Source organism: Sphaerisporangium dianthi (genome assembly GCF_042654065.1).
Classification (GTDB): domain Bacteria; phylum Actinomycetota; class Actinomycetes; order Streptosporangiales; family Streptosporangiaceae; genus Sphaerisporangium; species Sphaerisporangium dianthi.
Genome location: NZ_JBHSFP010000001.1, coordinates 354,601 through 371,678 on the forward strand (window position 1 = coordinate 354,601; position 17,078 = coordinate 371,678).

Annotated in this window: 17 protein-coding genes; 9 read left to right on the plus strand and 8 right to left on the minus strand. The window is 71.9% G+C overall.

Annotation, left to right across the window (positions count from 1 at the left end; translation table 11 throughout):
* Positions 1-225 precede the first annotated feature (225 nt).
* On the plus strand, positions 226-2,208 hold the full coding sequence (locus ACFO60_RS01465; protein WP_380835897.1) for an N-acetylmuramoyl-L-alanine amidase: 1,983 nt from the start codon (positions 226-228) through the stop codon (positions 2,206-2,208).
* Between the two features lie 167 nt (positions 2,209-2,375).
* Here ACFO60_RS01465 and ACFO60_RS01470 read toward each other — a convergent pair whose 3' ends face one another.
* Both ACFO60_RS01470 and ACFO60_RS01475 read right to left on the minus strand, forming a co-directional pair.
* A complete protein-coding gene (locus ACFO60_RS01470) occupies positions 2,376-3,764 on the minus strand; it encodes a glycine--tRNA ligase (RefSeq protein ID WP_380835898.1) in 1,389 nt (462 codons plus the stop codon).
* 246 nt (positions 3,765-4,010) lie between these two features.
* On the minus strand, positions 4,011-4,295 hold the full coding sequence (locus tag ACFO60_RS01475) for an antibiotic biosynthesis monooxygenase family protein (protein WP_380835899.1): 285 nt from the start codon (positions 4,293-4,295) through the stop codon (positions 4,011-4,013).
* 187 nt (positions 4,296-4,482) lie between these two features.
* Here ACFO60_RS01475 and ACFO60_RS01480 point away from each other — a divergent pair, with 187 nt between their 5' ends.
* Both ACFO60_RS01480 and ACFO60_RS01485 read left to right on the plus strand, forming a co-directional pair.
* Entirely contained in the window at positions 4,483-4,920 is a 438-nt protein-coding gene (locus ACFO60_RS01480) for a DUF6703 family protein (protein ID WP_380835900.1), read from the plus strand.
* A 69-nt stretch (positions 4,921-4,989) separates the two neighbouring features.
* Complete coding sequence (locus tag ACFO60_RS01485; protein ID WP_380835902.1) at positions 4,990-5,394, plus strand: hypothetical protein; 405 nt, start codon at positions 4,990-4,992, stop codon at positions 5,392-5,394.
* Positions 5,395-5,595: 201 nt separating this feature from the next.
* On the opposite strand, the gene ACFO60_RS01490 is transcribed toward ACFO60_RS01485, so the two are convergent.
* The 4 genes from ACFO60_RS01490 to ACFO60_RS01505 all read right to left on the minus strand — a co-directional run bounded on the left by ACFO60_RS01490 (position 5,596) and on the right by ACFO60_RS01505 (position 8,714).
* Positions 5,596-5,985, minus strand: coding sequence for a Fur family transcriptional regulator (locus ACFO60_RS01490; protein WP_380835904.1), 390 nt, complete (start codon positions 5,983-5,985; stop codon positions 5,596-5,598).
* A 79-nt stretch (positions 5,986-6,064) separates the two neighbouring features.
* The gene (locus ACFO60_RS01495) at positions 6,065-6,898 is read right to left on the minus strand and encodes a metal ABC transporter permease (protein WP_380835906.1); all 834 of its coding nucleotides are present in this window, start codon (positions 6,896-6,898) and stop codon (positions 6,065-6,067) included.
* On the minus strand, positions 6,895-7,725 hold the full coding sequence (locus ACFO60_RS01500) for a metal ABC transporter ATP-binding protein (protein WP_380835907.1): 831 nt from the start codon (positions 7,723-7,725) through the stop codon (positions 6,895-6,897). The genes ACFO60_RS01495 and ACFO60_RS01500 overlap by 4 nt, the downstream gene beginning before the upstream one ends.
* Positions 7,722-8,714, minus strand: coding sequence for a metal ABC transporter substrate-binding protein (locus tag ACFO60_RS01505; RefSeq protein WP_380835909.1), 993 nt, complete (start codon positions 8,712-8,714; stop codon positions 7,722-7,724). The genes ACFO60_RS01500 and ACFO60_RS01505 overlap by 4 nt, the downstream gene beginning before the upstream one ends.
* Before the next feature lie 246 nt (positions 8,715-8,960).
* On the opposite strand from ACFO60_RS01505, the gene ACFO60_RS01510 reads away from it, so the two are divergent.
* Positions 8,961-9,509, plus strand: a complete 549-nt coding sequence (locus ACFO60_RS01510; RefSeq protein ID WP_380835910.1) for a CGNR zinc finger domain-containing protein — start codon at positions 8,961-8,963, stop codon at positions 9,507-9,509.
* A gap of 124 nt (positions 9,510-9,633) precedes the next feature.
* On the opposite strand, the gene ACFO60_RS01515 is transcribed toward ACFO60_RS01510, so the two are convergent.
* Positions 9,634-10,407, minus strand: a complete 774-nt coding sequence (locus ACFO60_RS01515; RefSeq protein ID WP_380835912.1) for an isoprenyl transferase — start codon at positions 10,405-10,407, stop codon at positions 9,634-9,636.
* Between the two features lie 134 nt (positions 10,408-10,541).
* Positions 10,542-11,270, minus strand: coding sequence for a DNA repair protein RecO (gene recO / locus ACFO60_RS01520; protein ID WP_380835913.1), 729 nt, complete (start codon positions 11,268-11,270; stop codon positions 10,542-10,544).
* Positions 11,271-11,570: 300 nt separating this feature from the next.
* On the opposite strand from recO, the gene ACFO60_RS01525 reads away from it, so the two are divergent.
* From ACFO60_RS01525 to rocD, 5 genes are all read left to right on the plus strand, one after another.
* Entirely contained in the window at positions 11,571-13,148 is a 1,578-nt protein-coding gene (locus tag ACFO60_RS01525; RefSeq protein ID WP_380835915.1) for a CDP-alcohol phosphatidyltransferase family protein, read from the plus strand.
* Positions 13,145-13,864: a DUF5941 domain-containing protein gene (locus ACFO60_RS01530; protein WP_380835917.1), complete on the plus strand. Its 720-nt coding sequence runs from the start codon at positions 13,145-13,147 to the stop codon at positions 13,862-13,864. Before ACFO60_RS01525 ends, ACFO60_RS01530 begins: the two co-directional genes overlap by 4 nt.
* Before the next feature lie 187 nt (positions 13,865-14,051).
* Positions 14,052-14,519, plus strand: coding sequence for an Lrp/AsnC family transcriptional regulator (locus tag ACFO60_RS01535; RefSeq protein ID WP_380835918.1), 468 nt, complete (start codon positions 14,052-14,054; stop codon positions 14,517-14,519).
* A 395-nt stretch (positions 14,520-14,914) separates the two neighbouring features.
* A complete protein-coding gene (ddaH, locus tag ACFO60_RS01540) occupies positions 14,915-15,715 on the plus strand; it encodes a dimethylargininase (protein WP_380835920.1) in 801 nt (266 codons plus the stop codon).
* Positions 15,712-17,007: an ornithine--oxo-acid transaminase gene (rocD, locus tag ACFO60_RS01545; RefSeq protein ID WP_380835921.1), complete on the plus strand. Its 1,296-nt coding sequence runs from the start codon at positions 15,712-15,714 to the stop codon at positions 17,005-17,007. Before ddaH ends, rocD begins: the two co-directional genes overlap by 4 nt.
* Positions 17,008-17,078 lie beyond the last annotated feature (71 nt).

Sequence of the window (17,078 nt, forward strand, 5' to 3'; positions counted from 1 at the left end):
AAAGACCGGAGGTCAGGTCCACCTCGACCGTGGCCGCCGTGCCGCCGTTCTGCCATTTCCAGGTGGACTGGCATCAGCTGTACGCGAAAGCGTCTTTGACACGCCGCATGACAAGCAGTGGATCGGGCCGCGCGAAGTCGTAGGGTGACCGTCGGTATTCCGGGCTCACGCAGTTCCGCAGATGCGTTCGCACTGCCCGCGTGACCGCCTGAGAAAGGGTCGTCCATGCGCAGAACGCCGGTCGCCGCCGTCCCGCTGGCGGCGTCCCTGCTCCTCGCCGGCCTCGCCGCACCGCAGGCCGCCTGGAGCGCGCCGCAGGCCGCCTGGAACACGCCGCGGACCGCCTGGACCTCCTGGAACGCGCCGCGAGCCTCCTGGAACGCGCCACGGGCCGAGCGGCAGGAGGCGTTCCGTGCCGCCGCCGCCCGGTACGGCGTCCCCGAGAAGGTCCTGCTCGCCGTCTCGTACCTGGAGTCGCGCTGGGACGCCCACCAGGGCCTGCCCAGCGTCACCGCGGGATACGGCCCGATGCACCTCACCGACCCGCGCCGGGCCCTCCGCCTCACCGGCCCGCACGACGCCCTCCACCCCACCGGCCCGCGCCGGACCTCCCATCGCGCCGGCCCGCGCCGGGTCTCCCATCGCGCCGGTCGCGGGACCGCCGAGGAGGCCGCCCGGCTCACCGGGATCTCCGCCGACCGGCTCGTCCGCGACCCCGGCGCCAACATCCTGGGCGGGGCCGCCCTGCTCGCCCGCCACCAGAGGGATCTCGGCCTGCCGATGAGCCCGAGGCCGGCCGACTGGTCCGGGGCCGTCGCCCGCTACTCGGGCGCCACCGGGGCCGGAGACGCCCGGCACTTCGCCGGCGAGGTGTTCTCGCTGCTCAGGACGGGAGCCGGCAGGATCACCGACGACGGCCGCCAGGTTTGGCTGTCCCCCTCACCGGAGATCGCTCCGCACATGGAGCACGTCGACCGCATGGGGCTGCGCGAGGGCGGGAACAGGAACACCGACTGCCCGGCGAACCTGGCCTGCGAGTGGCTGCCGGCGCCGTACCGCGAACTGCCGGGCGGCGGCTACGGTAACCACGACCTGTCCGACCGGCCGCGCGAGCATCGCATCGAGTACATCGTCATCCACGACACCGAGGAGACCTACGGCAAGACGCTGAGGCTGGTGGACGACCCCACGTACGTGAGCTGGCACTACACCATCCGCTCGTCCGACGGGCACATCGCCCAGCACGTCCGCACGCGGGACATCGCCTGGCACTCGGGCAACTGGTACGTCAACGCCAAGGCGATCGGCATCGAGCACGAGGGCTTCCTCGCCAAGGCCGGCGCCTGGTACACCGAGGCGATGTACCGCAGCTCCGCCCGGCTGGTCCGCTATCTCGCCCGGCGGTACGGCATCCCGCTCGACCGCGCGCACATCCTCGGCCACGACAACGTCCCCGGCACCGTGCCAGGCTCCGTGGCCGGTATGCACGTCGACCCGGGGCCTTACTGGGACTGGGGCCACTACTTCGCGCTGATGGGCAGTCCGTTCAAGGCCACGGGCGGCGCCCACGCGGGCCTGGTGACGATCAGGACCGACTACGCCCGCCACCGTCCCCGCTACACCGGCTGCGAGGAGCCCGGCGAGGACTGCCGGCCGCACGGCTCGGCGTCCGTGCGCCTGCACACCGCGCCCGGCCACGGCAAGCCGCTGGTCAGGGACGTCGGCCGCAGGTCCGGCGGCCGGTCCACCTACGGCGTCCACGACCACGGCGCCCGGGCGACCACCGGCCAGCAGTACGCCCTCGCGGGCCGCAAGGGCGACTGGACGGCCATCTGGTACCTCGGCCAGCGCGCGTGGTTCCACAACCCGCACGACGCGCCGACCGCGGTCAACGCCGGCGGGTTGATCGTCACCCCCAGGCCGGGCCGCGCGAGCGTGCCGGTGTACGGCAGGGCCTATCCGGAGCCGGAGGCCTACCCGAAGGGCGTGCCGGTGCAGCCGATCGTGCCGCTGCAGTACATGATCCCGCGGGGGCAGCGGTACGCCGTCGGGCTGGCGACGCACGGCGAGTACTACCACTCGACGACCTACGACGAGACGGCCCACCGGCTCGTCAGGGGCCGCACCCTGTACTACCAGGTGCAGCTCGGCCACCGCGTGGCCTTCGTCAAGGCCGACGACGTGGACATCCTGCCCTCCTCCGTGTGACGAGGACACCGCCGCCCGGAAGCCCGGGACCGCGTCCGCACCCGCAACCGAGCATCAAGCCCGTCACCGGCCACCCGTCACCGGTTACCGGTCACTGTGAGCGGCCCCTGTACTCCGGCCCGTGAACCATCGCGTGACGCGGCCCCACCTGGCGACAGAGGGCGGTGTCAGTCGTTGAGGTGCTGGCGCAGGTAGGAGTCGACCTGGTCGAGGGCGATGCGCTTCTGGGCCATGGAGTCGCGCTCGCGGATCGTCACGGCGTGGTCTTCCAGGGTGTCGAAGTCGACCGTGATGCAGAACGGCGTGCCGATCTCGTCCTGGCGGCGGTAGCGGCGGCCGATCGCTCCGGCGTCGTCGAACTCGACGTTCCAGCGGCGGCGCAGCTGGGCGGCCAGGTCGCGGGCCTTCGGCGAGAGGTCGGCGTTGCGCGACAGGGGCAGCACGGCCACCTTGACCGGCGCGAGCCGGTGGTCCAGCCGCATGACCGTGCGCTGCTCCATGACGCCCTTGGCGTTCGGGGCCTCGTCCATGGTGTAGGCGTCGATCATGAAGGTGAGCGCGCAGCGGTCGACGCCGGCGGCCGGCTCGATGACGTACGGCACGTACCGGTCACCGGACTCCTGCTCGAAGAACGACAGGTCGGTGCCGGAGGCGGCGGCGTGCGTGGTGAGGTCGAAGTCGGTGCGGTTGGCCACACCCTCGAGCTCGCCCCACTCGGAACCGGTGAAGTTGAAGCGGTATTCGACGTCGACGGTGCGCTTGGAGTAGTGCGACAGCTTGTCCTTCGGGTGCTCGTACAGCCGGAGGTTGTCGCGGTTGATGCCGAGGTCGATGTACCACTGCAGGCGAGTGTCGATCCAGTACTGGTGCCACTCTTCGTCGCTGCCGGGCTTGACGAAGAACTCCATCTCCATCTGCTCGAACTCGCGCGTGCGGAAGATGAAGTTGCCCGGGGTGATCTCGTTGCGGAAGGACTTGCCGATCTGGCCGATGCCGAACGGGATCTTCTTGCGGGACGACTGCTGCACGTTGAGGTAGTTGATGAAGATGCCCTGAGCGGTCTCGGGACGCAGGTAGGCGAGGCCCGACTCGTCCTCGACGGCGCCGAGGAACGTCTTGAGCAGGCCGTTGAACATGCGCGGCGCGGTGAACGCGCCCTTGGTGCCGCAGCTGGGACAGGTGAGGTCGGCCAGGCCGTTCTCGGGGGCCCTGCCGCTGTGCTTCTCGGCGTAGGCCTCTTCGAGGTGGTCGGCGCGGAAGCGCTTGTGGCACGACTGGCACTCGGTGAGCGGGTCCACGAACTCCCTGACGTGGCCGCTGGCCTCCCAGACCTCGCGCGCCAGGATCACCGAGGAGTCGAGGCCGACGACGTCCTCGCGGCCCTGGACCATGGACTTCCACCACTCGCGCTTGACGTTGTTCTTGAGCTCGACGCCGAGCGGGCCGTAGTCCCAGGACGCGCGCAGACCTCCGTAGATCTCGCTCGACGGGTAGACGAGCCCCCGGCGTTTGGCGAGGCTGACGATCGTGTCCATGATGTCGGTACGGCGGGCCATCAAGAATCTCCATCCGGCTGGCGGTCGGGGTTGGGTTTGTCGATCAGAGGGCGCGTCACCTGCCCGATCACACTCAAGCTTAGGGGCACCACCGACACGGCCCGCCCACAATCGCCTCCGCGCGCCGGTGAGCCTTCCTCTCCCGGCCCTCGATCACCCCGGTTCGAGGGCCGGCCCCCGCTCTCTCCAGCCCTGAGCCCGCCTTCTTCCGCCCCTGGGAGACGGCCGTCCCGCCCCCGGAAGCGGTCATTCCTGGCTGCCGGCGACGATCTCGAAGGCGCTCGGTTCATTGATCATCAAAGTCATGAGCGGGTACATGTCCATGCGCGCCGCCGACAGCGCGCGGCGGTAGTAACCCGCCCCCTCCCACTCGCTGACCAGCGCCCACAAAGCCGGCTCGTCCACCGATCTGCCGATGTGACCACGCAGGAACCCCTCTTGGGCGGCGAACGTCCCCAGAATCGCCTTGGCCTGATCCACGAACTGCCCGGACTGCGAGCCGGGCACCGAATACCTGATGAGCGCGAGCATGCCGCTCAGCATGCCAGCCCGTCCCTGCCGCGTGGCCGTCCGCCCGCACGAACGGCCACCCCGTTGCCGGATACGGCCGCCCCGTTCCCCGCACGAACGGCCGCCCCGTTCCCGCATCCGGCCGCCTCGTTCCCGGATACATCGGACAGGCCGCCGGAGCGAGGGTGTTCGACGTTAGGCTCGAACCGTGGCCGACAAGCACCAGCGCAGCGACTCTTCGCGCTCCTCTTCCTCCTCCGCGGCACGCGGGCGCGCCGTGCCCGACCACCCGCTCGCACGCGGCCGGCGTCCCGCCGCGGCGCGGCCGCTGCCCCCCGGCGAACGGTTCCTCACACCCGGCGCGACGGGGCTGCGCGAGGTGGTCGAGCGCAAGAGCGCGGTGCCCCTGGTCTTCCTGTACGGGCTGCCGCGCTGGATCATCCCCGTGGTCCTGGTGATCCTCCTGCTGGTGGGCTTCGCCGTCCCCGACTGGCGAGGCGGCGTCGCCGTCCTGCCCGTCCTCGGCTTCGTCGGCTGGCTCGCCTACATGTCCTGGCCCTCGCTCGGCACCTGGGCCCGCCTGATGCGCGTCGCCATGACGGCCTTCCTCATCGCCCTCGCCGCCGACCGCTTCGGCCTCTTCTGACCCGGCCCGCGTCCCCGCGCACGTCCTGATCCACCGCACACGCGAAGATCAAGTAGAGATGGGGCGGAGATGGTCACGGCGTCGTTCTCGGGATTGGCGTCCTGGCCGGACGATCAGCCCCGGGTCGAGTTCTCGACCCCGAGAGGAATCCTGGACCTGCACAACAATGCGAAGATCGAGCGCGTCGACTTCGCTCCCGGCTCTGCGGTGCTCAGCATCGCGTTCCGATATGCGGAGAACTGGCGCGAGGTGGACACGAAGGGCCGTCCCGTGGTCCTCGAGTTCCGCGGGGTCCGGCACCTGCGCATGCAGCAGGCGGCCGACTACGACCCGCGGGCCGCGGACTCGCTGGAAGGAGTTGTGCACCGGACGGAGAACGGCGTCTCGCGCTTCGAGGTGGACATGGGAGACATCACCTGTTCGCTGCTCGCCGAGGCGCTGGTTCTGCACGACGACGCCGCCGGAACGGGGTGACAGAAGGTGCACGTCCGGCGGACAAGTCAAGGTGCGGATCGGTTGAACGAGCAGGTCCGTGCCCTGACGGCAGAGGTCCTGGACGAGGGGCTGGATGATTGGGTGACGCTCGGCCATGTGATCCATCGAGCGGCGATCGTGTCCGGCGCGGCACCCGGCGAGTCGAGGAAGGTGGCACTGAGCGGAGCGCGGGCGGGGCGGTCAGCCGGCGGAGGCGACGGCGGCGCAGGAGGCACACGTGCCGAAGATCTCCATGGTGTGGGTGATCGCCGTGAAGCCGTGCTCGGCCCCGACGGCCTCCGTCCAGCGCTCGACGTCCGGCCCGGCCACCTCGACCGTGCGGCCGCAGTTGCGGCACACCAGGTGATGGTGGTGCGTGCCTGTCGCGCACGCCCGGTACACGCATTCGCCGTCGTCGGTGCGCAGGACGTCGACCTGGCCGGACTCGACCAGTGCCTGCAGCGTCCGGTACACCGTGGTCAGCCCGATCTTCGCGCCGTCGGCGCGCAGCTGGGCGTAGATGTCCTGGGCGCTGCGGAAGCCGTCGCTGCGGCTGAGGATCTCCCGCACGGCGGTCCGGCGGCTGGTCATCGGCGCGTCTCCTCGTTGCGCGGGTGCCTGGTCTGCCTCGTCCCTGTCTTCGCGCGCCGTGAGCGCGCGCGCCCGCCGGTCATGGGGCCGCCTCACGAGCGCGGCTCCGCCGGAGCAGCCTGCCGGCGCCGAGCGCCACGACGAAGCCCGCGAGCGCCAGCAGGACGATCGCCGCGCCCGGCGCGACGCTCGCGTAGAACGCCGAGGTGAGCCCGCCGACCGTGGACACGACGCCGAGGACCATCGCCAGCGCCATCGTCGTGCGGAAGCCGCGGGTGACCTGCTGGCTGGTCGCCACGGGGACCACCATGAGCGCGCTGACCAGCAGCAGCCCCACCACGCGCATCGCGATCACGACGGTCAGCGCGGCGGTCACGGCCACGAGCAGGCTGAGGAAGCGCACCGGCAGGCCGTTGACCTTGGCGACCTCCTCGTCCTGGCAGAGCACGAACAGCTCGCGGCCGAACGCCGCCACCACGCCGAGCACGAAAGCGGCCAGCACGGCGATCACCCACACGTCCTCGGTGGTGACGCTGCTGATCGAGCCGAACAGGTATGACGTCAGCGTGGCGTTGCTGCCGCCGGGGGCGAGCCCGATCAGCATCACGCCGCCCGCGATGCCGCCGTAGAACAGCAGGGCCAGCGCCACGTCGCCCGTCGTGCGGCCCCGGGCGCGGACCAGTTCGATCGCCACGGCGCCGAGGACGGACACCAGCACCGCGGTGAGCACCGGGGCGGTGCCGGTGAGGAACCCGAGCGCGACGCCGGTGAGCGCCACGTGGCCGATGCCGTCGCCGAGCAGGGCGAGCCGCCGCTGGACGATGAACGTGCCCACCGCCGGGGCGGCGAGGCCGACGAGGAGCGCGGCGATCAGCGCGCGCACCATGAAGTCGTACTGGAAGATCTCGATCACTGCGCCGTCCCCGAACCGATCGGGCCGCCGGCCACGTCGTAGGCGTGCGGGCGCTCCTGCTCGCGCCCCGGATGCGGGTGACACCCGGTGTCGCCGGGGGCCGCCGGCCCGTCGTGGGCGACCCTGCCGTCCCGCAGGACGATCGACCGGGTGATGAGCGGGGCCATCGGGCCGAGCTCGTGCGCCACCAGCAGGACGGTCTTGCCCTGCCGCACCAGGGTCGCGAGCGTGTCGGCCAGGTGCGCCTGGCTCTCGGCGTCCACACCGGCCGTCGGCTCGTCCATGACGAAGGTGTCCGGCTCACCGGCCAGCGCTCGGGCGATGAGCACCCGCTGCTGCTGGCCGCCGGACAGCCGGCCCACCGGGTCGCCGGCGCGGCCGGTCAGGCCGACGGCGTCGAGCGCGCGGTCCACCGCCGCGCGGTCCTGCCGCCCGGCGGGACGCAGCCGCCGCTGCCGGGCGACGCGGCCGGAGGCCACCACCTCGCGGACCGTGGCGGGGACGCCGCCGCCGACCGAGAGCCGCTGCGGGACGTACCCGACGCGCCACCATTCGCGGAAGCGGCCGGGCGGCACGCCGAACAGCTCGGCGGAGCCGGCCGACAGCGGGGTCAGCCCGAGGAGGGCGCGGATGAGCGTCGACTTGCCCGAGCCGTTCACGCCGAGGACCGCGACCACCTCCCCGGCCTCGATGCGCAGGTTCACCCCGCGCAGGACCGGCCGCCCGTCCAGGTGGACGTGCCCGTCCGTCATGGCGAACGCGGCGGGCGCGCCGGCGGCCTGGGGCGCCTGCTCGGACACGCCGGTCGCCTGTGCTGATCGGGTCATGAGCATCCAAGTGCGGTGCGGAGTACGGAGAGGTTCTCGCGGGCGGCGGACAGGTAGTCCCCCGAGGGCGGGCGGCTCTCGATGGGGTTGAGGACGGCGGTCGTGGCGCCGATCTCCTTGGCGAGGACCGCGGAGACCTTGGGGCTGAGCAGTTCCTCGGTGAAGATGGTAGTCACCTTTTCCCGCCGGGCCGTCGCGGCCACCTCGGCGATGCGCGCCGGGGAGGGCTCGGCGTCCGGGTCGAGACCGCTGATGCCCACCTGCTTCAGGCCGTACCGGTTCGTCAGGTAGCCGAACGCGGCGTGCGAGGTGACGATCGTGCGGCCGGAGCACTGGGCGAGCCCCTTGCGGAACTCCTCGTCCAGCGCCTTGAGCTCCCCGGCCGTGGTGTTCGCCCTGCCGGTGTACGCGGAGGCGTGCGCGCCGTCCGCCTGCCCGAGCCTCTTGCCGAGTTCGGCGGCCACCGTGGCCAGGCGGTCGGGGTCGAGCCAGAGGTGCGGGTCGTAGGGCACCGGCTCGTGCGCCTGGCCTCCCCCGGCCCGCTCCTCGTGCTCCTCCTCGCCGGTGGCCGACAGGACGGGCACCAGGGAGGCGGCGTCGAACGCCTTGTCCGGCGCCTGCTGCTCGACGGCCTCGTCGACGGCCGGCTGGACGCCCTTGATGTAGACGACCAGGTCGGCCCGCTGGATGTCGGCGATCTGGCGCGGGGTCAGCTCCAGGTCGTGCGGCTCGACGCCGGGCCGCGTGAGGCCGGTGACCGTGGTGTCCGGCCCGCCGACGCGCGTCGCCAGCCATTCGAGGGGGTAGAAGGCCGCGAGCACCTTGGGGCCGCCGGACGCGCCCGCGCCCTGCGTGGAGGCGGAGCTGGTGGGGGAACACGCGGTGGCGGCGAGGAGGGCCGCCGCACCGGCGAAGACGCTCAGGGATGTGGTCAGGCGACGGGGATATGTCGATCGTGCGTGGTGATCGTACCTGGACGAAAAGGGCATCACATTGCCGAGTATCGCGCAAAATGAAAACCGTTGTCAAAATCGTCCGCCGCTCGCGAGTCCGGACCCACCCCGCACGCCCTCACCCGCGCACCCCGCCGGCCACCGCCGCCATCCCCGCCACCAGTCCCGCGCGGGCGGGTTACGGGATACGCTTCCCTGGCGGTGAGACCGGGATCCGATGCCGTCCGCGCCGCGCCCCGGTGACCCGCGCCCCTGTCCACGACCGGCCCGGCAGGAGACGACATGCCGTTCAGCCATGACATGGTGTGCTCGCTGGCCGCCGTGGCCGACCTGGTCAACACCGCCCCCGAGACCGGCGGGCTCGACGGGCTCACGAACGTGGAGGAGCTGGACGCCTACGTCCGGCGCAACGAGCTGAGCGGCGTCGAGGGCGTCGGCCCGGGCGACCTGCGAGAGGTCCGCGCCCTGCGGACGACGTTCCTTACGATCTTCGCCGCCCCCGACTCGGCCGCGGCCGTCGCCCGGCTGAACGTCCTGCTCGAGCGCACGCGCATCACCGCCCGCCTGACCGAGCACGACGACTATCCCCTGCACGTGCACTACTTCGCCAAGGGGGCGCCGGTGGCCGAGCACCTGGCCGCCGAGCTCGGGGTGGCCCTGGCCCACCTGCTGGTCGACGGCGAGTGGGAGCGGCTGCGCACCTGCGCGGCCCCCGACTGCGAGCGGGTCTTCGTGGACGAGTCCCGCAACCGCTCGCGCGTCTACTGCGACAGCCGCACCTGCGGCAACCGCATGCACGTCGCCGCCTACCGGGCCCGCCGCCGCGCCTGATCCCGGCGGACCGGAGCGCGGCGGACTCGATCGCGGCGGACCTGATCGCGGCGGACCTGATCGCGGCCGGCCCGAGCGCGGCCGGCCCGAGCGCGGCGAGGCCGGAGCGCCGAGGGCGGCGCCGTCAGACCTGGTTGGGCAGGGCGCCGCCGTAGCGGCGGTCGCGCTTGGCGTAGATCTCGCAGGCCTGCCACAGGTCGCGGCGGTCGAAGTCGGGCCAGAGCTGGTTGAGGAAGACCATCTCGGCGTACGCCGACTGCCAGAGCAGGAAGTTGGAGGTGCGCTGCTCGCCCGAGGAGCGCACGAACAGGTCGACGTCGGGAATGTCGGGCTCGTCGAGGTAGCGGGCGAAGGTGCGTTCTGAGACCTTGCCGGCCTTGACGCGGCCGGCGGCGATGTCCTGGGCGAGGCGCACGGCGGCGTCGACGATCTCGGCGCGGCCTCCGTAGTTGACGCAGAACTGCAGGGTCAGCGTGCGGTTGTCCCGCGTCATCTCCTCGGCGTCCTGCAGTTCCTTGATGACGCTCTTCCACAGCCGCCCCGGACGGCCGGCCCAGCGCACCCGCACGCCCATGGCGTTCAGCTCGTCGCGGCGGCGGCGGATGACGTCGCGGTTGAACCCCATGAGGAAGCGGACCTCGTCCGGGGAGCGCCGCCAGTTCTCGGTGGAGAAGGCGTACGCGGACAGGTTGGGGACGCCGAGCTCGATCGCCCCCTCGATCACGTCGAAGAGCGAGGCCTCACCTGCTTTGTGGCCCTCGGTCCTCGCCAGTCCGCGCGCCTTGGCCCAGCGCCCGTTGCCGTCCATGACGATGGCGACGTGCCGGGGGATCAGGTCGCGCGGGATGGACGGCGGGACGGCGCCTGACGAGTGAGGAGTGGGCGGGCGGACGTTCACGGTCTGCGTCTCCTGTAGGTGGGTGTCGAAGGGGCGCGGCTCCGGCGGACGAGCGTGCGAACGACCGGCGTACGAGCGGCCGGGGGATGTGCGCGCGGCCGGGGAGGCGTGCGCGCGACCGGCCCGGCCGGCGTTCAGACGCGTTCGACGTGCCGTAGCGAGCGTATTCCGTGTTCGAGGTGCCATTGCAGATAGGCGGCGACCAGGCCGCTGCACTCGGCGCGGTGCCGGGGTTCCGAGGCGTCGGCGGAGGCCCAGTCGCCGCGGGTGAGCGCGATCATCAGGCCGATCGTCTCGGCCGCGGGGACGGCGGCGCCCTGCGGGCGGCATCCGCCGCACACCACGCCGCCCGCGGGGATGGCGAAGGCCCTGATCGCGGGGGTCGAGCAGCGGGCGCACGATTCCAGGGCGGGGGCGTATCCGGCGACGGCCAGGGAGCGCAGGAAGAAGGCGTCGAGGACGAGCCTGGCCTCGTGGCCTCCGTCGGCGAGGGTGCGCAGAGCCCCGACGAGCAGCAGGAACTGCCGCAGCGCGGGCTCCTTCTCGCCCACGGTGAGCCGGTCGGCGGTCTCGAGCATGGCGGTGCCCGCCGTGTAGCGCGGGTAGTCGGAGACCAGCGCCTCGCCGTACGGCCGGAGCGTCTCGGCCTGGGTGATCACGTCGAGCGAGCGCCCGGTGTGAAGCTGCAGGTCGACATGGGTGAAGGGCTCGAGCCGCGCGCCGAACCTGGACTTGGTGCGCCGCACGCCTTTGGCGACCCCGCGCACCTTGCCGGTGCGTTTGGTCAGGACCGTGACGATGCGGTCGGCCTCGCCCAGCTTCTGGGTGCGCAGCACGATGCCTTCGTCGCGGTACAGGTTCACCCGGCCCAGTCTAGGGACGCGACACCCTCGATGGACGAATCGGACGCGCCTCCCGGCCACCGGCCTGCGCATGGGAGGGTGGGACAGAAGGGTCGCTGGGCGGAAGTGGATGCATCGCATGGGTAAATGGGGCGAATACCTATGAGGCTCGTGAATCCGGATGCGACTCCCGGAGGCGACGAATCGATCTCGGGTCAACCCCGGATGGCATCCTTGGCAAGAACAGTCACTAAACTTTTGCCCCTGGCGACACCCCCTGAAAATCGCCTCTGCCCCCTGCACGCTGCCTGAAAGGGTGACATGACCCGCGTGGTCCTGCTGGGCGCCTCGCCCGGCCCGATCGGTTCCCCTGAACCACACGTCCCGCCCGGTCGCCTGGCGCTGACGTCGCTTCCCGGTTCGCCCACCGTCCTGGACCGGCTGTACGGCCAGGTCCTGTCGATGGATCCCGACCCCGTCGCCATCGTGCGCCCGGAGGAGGCGGACGACCACCGCCGCTTCCCCGGTGAGGTCGTGGAGTCCGCCGACCTGGCCGCCGGCCTGCGCGCGCTCGCCGACGCCGTCGAACGCGCGACGGACAACCTGTTCCTCATCCCCGCCGGCGTCGTGATCCACGACGAGCTGATCTACCAGATCACCAAGTCCAAGCGGGGAGCGCTGGCGCTCATCGTCAAGGAGCCGCGCCCGGAGGACGCGAACGGCGAGCCGATCGAGTACGAGACGCCGATCGAGGAGGCCCAGCCCGAGATCGGCGACCACGTCTTCGAGGGTCTGCCGGTCCGCTCGCGGGTGGGACGTTCGCGGGTCATCTCGGTCGGGTCGGCCCACCACGCGGTCACCCGGCCGAACGCCGTCATCCTCGGCCCGCTCCACCTGCACCAGCGTCACGCGGCGACGCTCGCCGAGGCGGCCCGCGAGCTTGCCGACCTGGCCCACCTGTTCGGCCCCGAGGACGACCTGGTCCAGCTGCTCGTGCTCGGCCTGGTGCGCAAGGGCGTCTCGGTCGGCACCCGCGGCCGCAGAGACCTGTTCTTCAGCCGCGTGGGCACGCAGGCCGAGGCCGACGAGGCCGTGACGGTCATGGCCACCTACAACGAGGACCGCGCGCGCCTGAACAACGCGGTCAAGGGCGCGGACGGCTTCTTCACCACCTATTTCGTCAGCACCTACTCGCGTTTCATCGCGCGGTGGGCGGCGCGGCGCGGGCTGACGCCCAACCAGGTCACCCTCATCTCGATCGCCCTCGGCGTGCTGTCGGCGCTGGCGTTCGCCACGGGGACGCGGGCCGGCGCGGTGGCGGGCGGCCTGCTCATCTACTTCGCCTTCGTCTTCGACTGCGTGGACGGCCAGGTCGCCCGCTACGCCCGCAAGTTCGGCGTGCTCGGCGCGTGGCTGGACGCGACGTTCGACCGCGCCAAAGAGTACGTCGTCTTCGCGGGCCTGGCCGTCGGCTCGGTCGTGGCCGGGCAGGGCGACGTGTGGACGCTGGCGCTGATCGCCCTGTCGGTGCAGTCGGTGCGTCACCTGCTCGACTTCTCCTACGGCGCGGCCAGCCGCCGCAGGCCGCCGAACCCGCTGCCGACGCTGGCGCTGACCGTCGCCGACGACCGGCAGCTGCGCGACGCGCTGGAGAAGCGCAAGGCTTCCCGCAGCACGGGGGTGCGCGGCCTGCTGAAGATGTGGACCAAGGCCGGGCGCTTCCGCGCCGTCCACTGGGCCCGCAAGATGATCGTCTTCCCGATCGGTGAGCGCTTCGCCGCCATCGCGATCACCGCGGCTCTGTTCGAGCCCCGGGTCACGTTCCTCACGCTCGTGATCTGGGGTTGCGTCGCGGCCACCTACACCCTCACCGGACGTCTCATGAGGTCGCTCGCATGATCACCCACCCGCAGACCGCGCCCGTCCCCCTCCCCGATCCCGACGAGGAGCGCCGCCGCATCCAGACGGCCCGCCTCCTCGCCTACCGCGACGACGGCCCGCTGGTCGCGCTGCTGCGCGGCAGGCTCGGCCCCGGCCTGCCCCCGGTGCCCACCGGGCTGGCCACGCTGCTCGCGGTGGCGGCCATCGGCGCGAGCGGCGTGCTGTCCGCCGGCCGCGGGCCGATCATGCTGCTGCCGGTGCTGGTGATGGTGCTCCTGATGGTGCCGACCGCGCCGCGCGACCACCTCGGCCGGTTCGACTGGCTGGTCCCGCCGCTGATCAGGGGCACCGAGTTCCTCACGATCATCGTCCTCGGCCTGGCCGCCGACATGCCCAAGTGGCTGCTGTACGTGCTGATCTACGTGGTGGGCTACCACACCTACGACACGGTGTACCGGACGCGGCAGAGCATCTGGCCGGCCCCCTGGGTGTTCCAGGCCGGGCTCGGCTGGGAGGTCCGGCTGCTGCTTCTGGGCGTGGGGGCCGCCCTCGGCGTGCTCACCTGGGTGGTGGCCGTGATGTCGGTGTACCTGGGCGTGCTGTTCGCGATCGAGAGCATCACCAGCTGGGTGGGCCTGGACAAGCAGAGCGCGCTCGCCCAGGCCTCCGACGACCTGGAGGCCTCCCCCGAGGACGCCCTCGAGCAGGCCACCGGCGAGGCCGAGAAGGCCTGACCGGCACGACCGGGCCGGCGGAGCGGGCGGCTTCGCCGGCAGGCCGGGAGACTCCGGCCGGCGAGGCCTGAGCACGGGCGCGACGCGGGGCCACGGCCCGTGGAGCCGTCGCACCGGCCGCGGGCCGCGGACGCCGGAGGCGACCCTGGCTGTGTGCCGCACGCGTACCGGCTGTATACAGGTCTCCGTGGAGTTGGACGCGCTTGATCGTGCGATCGTGGGGGCCCTGGTCGAGGACGCCCGGTCGACCTATGCCGAAATCGGGCACCAGATCGGGCTTTCCGCCCCCGCGGTCAAGCGACGGATCGACCGGCTGCTGAGCAGCGGCGCCATCACCGGCTTCACCGCCCGCGTCGAGCCCTCGGCCCTTGGATGGACCACCGAGGCGTACGTGGAGCTGTTCTGCCGGGGAAAGACCTCCCCCACCGAGATCGGCATGGCCGTCTCCCGTCATCCCGAGGTCATCTCCGCCTGCACGATCACCGGCGAGGCCGACGCGCTGCTGCACATCCGCGCCAAGGACGTCCGGCACGTCGAGCAGGTGATCGAACGGGTCGCCGCCGAGCCGTTCGTGATCCGCACGAAGAGCGCGATCGTGCTGTCGCGTCTCATCGACACGCCGCACGCCCGCGACGGCGTTCCCCAGTCCTCCTGAAGCCCGGCCCGACGCGCCGAGGCGACGGGGCGGGCACGCCCGGCGGCGTCCCGCAGGACCCGGCAGCCGTCGCGGAGGACCCCGGCAGCCGTCGCGGAGGACCCCGGCAGCCGTCCCGGAGGACCCCGGCGAGCCGTCCTGGGAGGTCCCGGGCGACGCCGTGCGTGACATGGCGGACATCGGGCCGAGACGCCGGCGAAACATACCGTGACCTGCGGCGCCGCTGCCGTGCAGCTCGTGAAACCGCATATCGTGATCACGCAACGGATCGCCACGAAAGGGGCGAAGCACGCAAGCGATCGCCGCAAGCGCGCAAGCTCCGCGCCTGGCTCGGACCTGCCGTGATTCCTAGGCTGAAGCCATCTCTGACCAGCCGTTATCCGACGGAGTGATACATGGCGCACAGCCGGCACTACCTCATGTGTCGTCCCGACTACTTCGCGGTCGAATATGCGATCAACCCCTGGATGGACCCCGTCGCGGGAGCCGACGCCGCCACCGCCGTGCGCCAGTGGGAGCAGCTGAAGGACACCTACGAGGAACTGGGGCACAAGGTCAGCCTGATCGACCCGATCGACGGCCTGCCGGACATGGTGTTCGCCGCCAACGGCGCCCTGGTGGTCGGCGGCCGGGTGTACGGCGCGAGGTTCGCGAACGCGGAACGCGCCGCAGAGGGCCCCGCCTACCTGCGCTGGTTCACCGGCAACGGCTTCGGCGCCGCGATGGAGCCCACCGAGACCAACGAGGGCGAGGGCGACTTCCTCACCCTCGACGAGGTGATCCTGGCCGGCACCGGTTTCCGCACCGCCATCACCGCCCACAAGGAGGCCCAGGAGTTCCTCGGCCGCCCCGTGGTCACCCTCCAGCTCGTCGACCCGCGCTACTACCACCTGGACACCGCGCTGTTCCCCATCGACGGGCGCAACGTGGCGTACTACCCGGGCGCGTTCTCGCCGGGCAGCCAGGCGGTGCTGCGTCACATGTTCCCCGACGCCGTGATCGCCTCGGCGGATGACGCGGCGGTGCTCGGCCTCAACGCCGTCAGCGACGGCCACAATGTCGTGATCAACGTCGAGGCCGGCGAGCTGGCCCTGGAACTGAAGCGCCGGGGCCTCAACGTCATCCCCGTCGACCTCAGCGAGCTGCGCAAGGCAGGCGGCGGTCCGAAGTGCTGCACCCTGGAGATCCGCGTATGAGCACGACCACTGAGATCATCGAGCTGAGCGAGCGGCGCAGCGCGCACAACTACCACCCGCTGCCCGTCGTCGTGCGCGAGGCGCGCGGAGCGTGGGTGACCGACGTGGAGGGCAGGCGCTACCTCGACTGCCTGGCCGGCTACTCCTCGCTCAACTTCGGCCACGGCAATCCGGCGATCCTCAAGGCGGCCCAGGAGCAGCTCCAGCGGGTGACGCTGACCAGCCGCGCCTTCTTCCACGACCGGTTCGCGGCCTTCTGCGAAGGGCTGGCCGACCTGTGCGGCAAGGACATGGTCCTGCCGATGAACACCGGCGCCGAGGCCGTCGAGACCGCGATCAAGGTGGCCAGGAAGTGGGGTTACGAGGTCAAGGGCGTCACCCCCGACCGCGCGGACATCATCGTCATGGCGGACAACTTCCACGGCCGCACGACGACGATCGTCAGCTTCTCGACCGACCCCGACGCGCGCGACGGCTTCGGCCCCGCGACGCCGGGCTTCACGATCGTCGAGTACGGCTCGGCCGAGGCGATCCGTGAGGCGATCACCCCCGACACGGTCGCGGTCCTGCTGGAGCCCATCCAGGGCGAGGCCGGCGTGCTCGTGCCGCCGGCGGGCTACCTGCGGCAGGTCAGGGAGATCTGCACCGAGAACAACGTGCTGCTCGTCGCCGACGAGATCCAGTCGGGCCTCGGCCGCACCGGCGAGACCTTCGCCTGCGAGCACGAGGGCGTCGTCCCGGACATGTACGTGCTGGGCAAGGCGCTCGGCGGCGGCGTCGTCCCGGTGTCCGCCGTGGTCGCCGACGCCGATGTCCTCGGGGTGATCAAGCCGGGGCAGCACGGCTCGACCTTCGGCGGCAACCCGCTGGCCTGCGCCGTGGGCGGCGCGGTCATCGAGCTGCTGAAGAGCGGCGAGTACCAGGCCAGGGCCCGCGAGCTCGGCGCCGTCCTGCACGAGCGCCTGCGCGCCCTCATCGGTCCCGCCGGCGAGGGCGGCCACGGCGTCGTCGCGGTGCGGGGACGCGGCCTGTGGGCCGGGGTGGACATCGACCCCTCCATCGCCACCGGCCGCCAGGTCTGCGAGGCCCTCATGCGGCACGGGGTGCTGGCCAAGGACACCCACGGCTCCACGATCCGCCTCGCGCCGCCGCTCGTGGTGTCCGAGGAGGACCTCAACTGGGCCGTCGACCGGCTGGCCGAGGTCCTGTCCGAACTGTCCGGGACGGCGGCGCTCTCCGGCCCCGCCGACGCGGAGCAGGCCGGAAGGACGCCGGAGCTCTCGGGCCGGTAGAGCCCGCTCTCGGAGCCGGGCCCGGCGGGCCGCCCGCGGACGACGCGGGCGGCCCGTCCGCACAAACCGCG

What these genes read in the sequence shown, in the direction of transcription:
- ACFO60_RS01510 (WP_380835910.1), top strand. Translation starts at nt 8,961, where the DNA reads ATGCCGTTCAGCCATGACATGGTGTGCTCGCTGGCCGCCGTGGCCGAC.
- ACFO60_RS01500 (WP_380835907.1), bottom strand. Translation starts at nt 7,725, where the DNA reads ATGACCCGATCAGCACAGGCGACCGGCGTGTCCGAGCAGGCGCCCCAG.
- ACFO60_RS01530 (WP_380835917.1), top strand. Translation starts at nt 13,145, where the DNA reads ATGATCACCCACCCGCAGACCGCGCCCGTCCCCCTCCCCGATCCCGAC.
- ACFO60_RS01475 (WP_380835899.1), bottom strand. Translation starts at nt 4,295, where the DNA reads ATGCTCGCGCTCATCAGGTATTCGGTGCCCGGCTCGCAGTCCGGGCAG.
- ACFO60_RS01470 (WP_380835898.1), bottom strand. Translation starts at nt 3,764, where the DNA reads ATGGCCCGCCGTACCGACATCATGGACACGATCGTCAGCCTCGCCAAA.
- ACFO60_RS01465 (WP_380835897.1), top strand. Translation starts at nt 226, where the DNA reads ATGCGCAGAACGCCGGTCGCCGCCGTCCCGCTGGCGGCGTCCCTGCTC.
- ACFO60_RS01525 (WP_380835915.1), top strand. Translation starts at nt 11,571, where the DNA reads ATGACCCGCGTGGTCCTGCTGGGCGCCTCGCCCGGCCCGATCGGTTCC.
- rocD (WP_380835921.1), top strand. Translation starts at nt 15,712, where the DNA reads ATGAGCACGACCACTGAGATCATCGAGCTGAGCGAGCGGCGCAGCGCG.
- ACFO60_RS01505 (WP_380835909.1), bottom strand. Translation starts at nt 8,714, where the DNA reads ATGCCCTTTTCGTCCAGGTACGATCACCACGCACGATCGACATATCCC.
- ACFO60_RS01490 (WP_380835904.1), bottom strand. Translation starts at nt 5,985, where the DNA reads ATGACCAGCCGCCGGACCGCCGTGCGGGAGATCCTCAGCCGCAGCGAC.
- ACFO60_RS01485 (WP_380835902.1), top strand. Translation starts at nt 4,990, where the DNA reads ATGGTCACGGCGTCGTTCTCGGGATTGGCGTCCTGGCCGGACGATCAG.
- ddaH (WP_380835920.1), top strand. Translation starts at nt 14,915, where the DNA reads ATGGCGCACAGCCGGCACTACCTCATGTGTCGTCCCGACTACTTCGCG.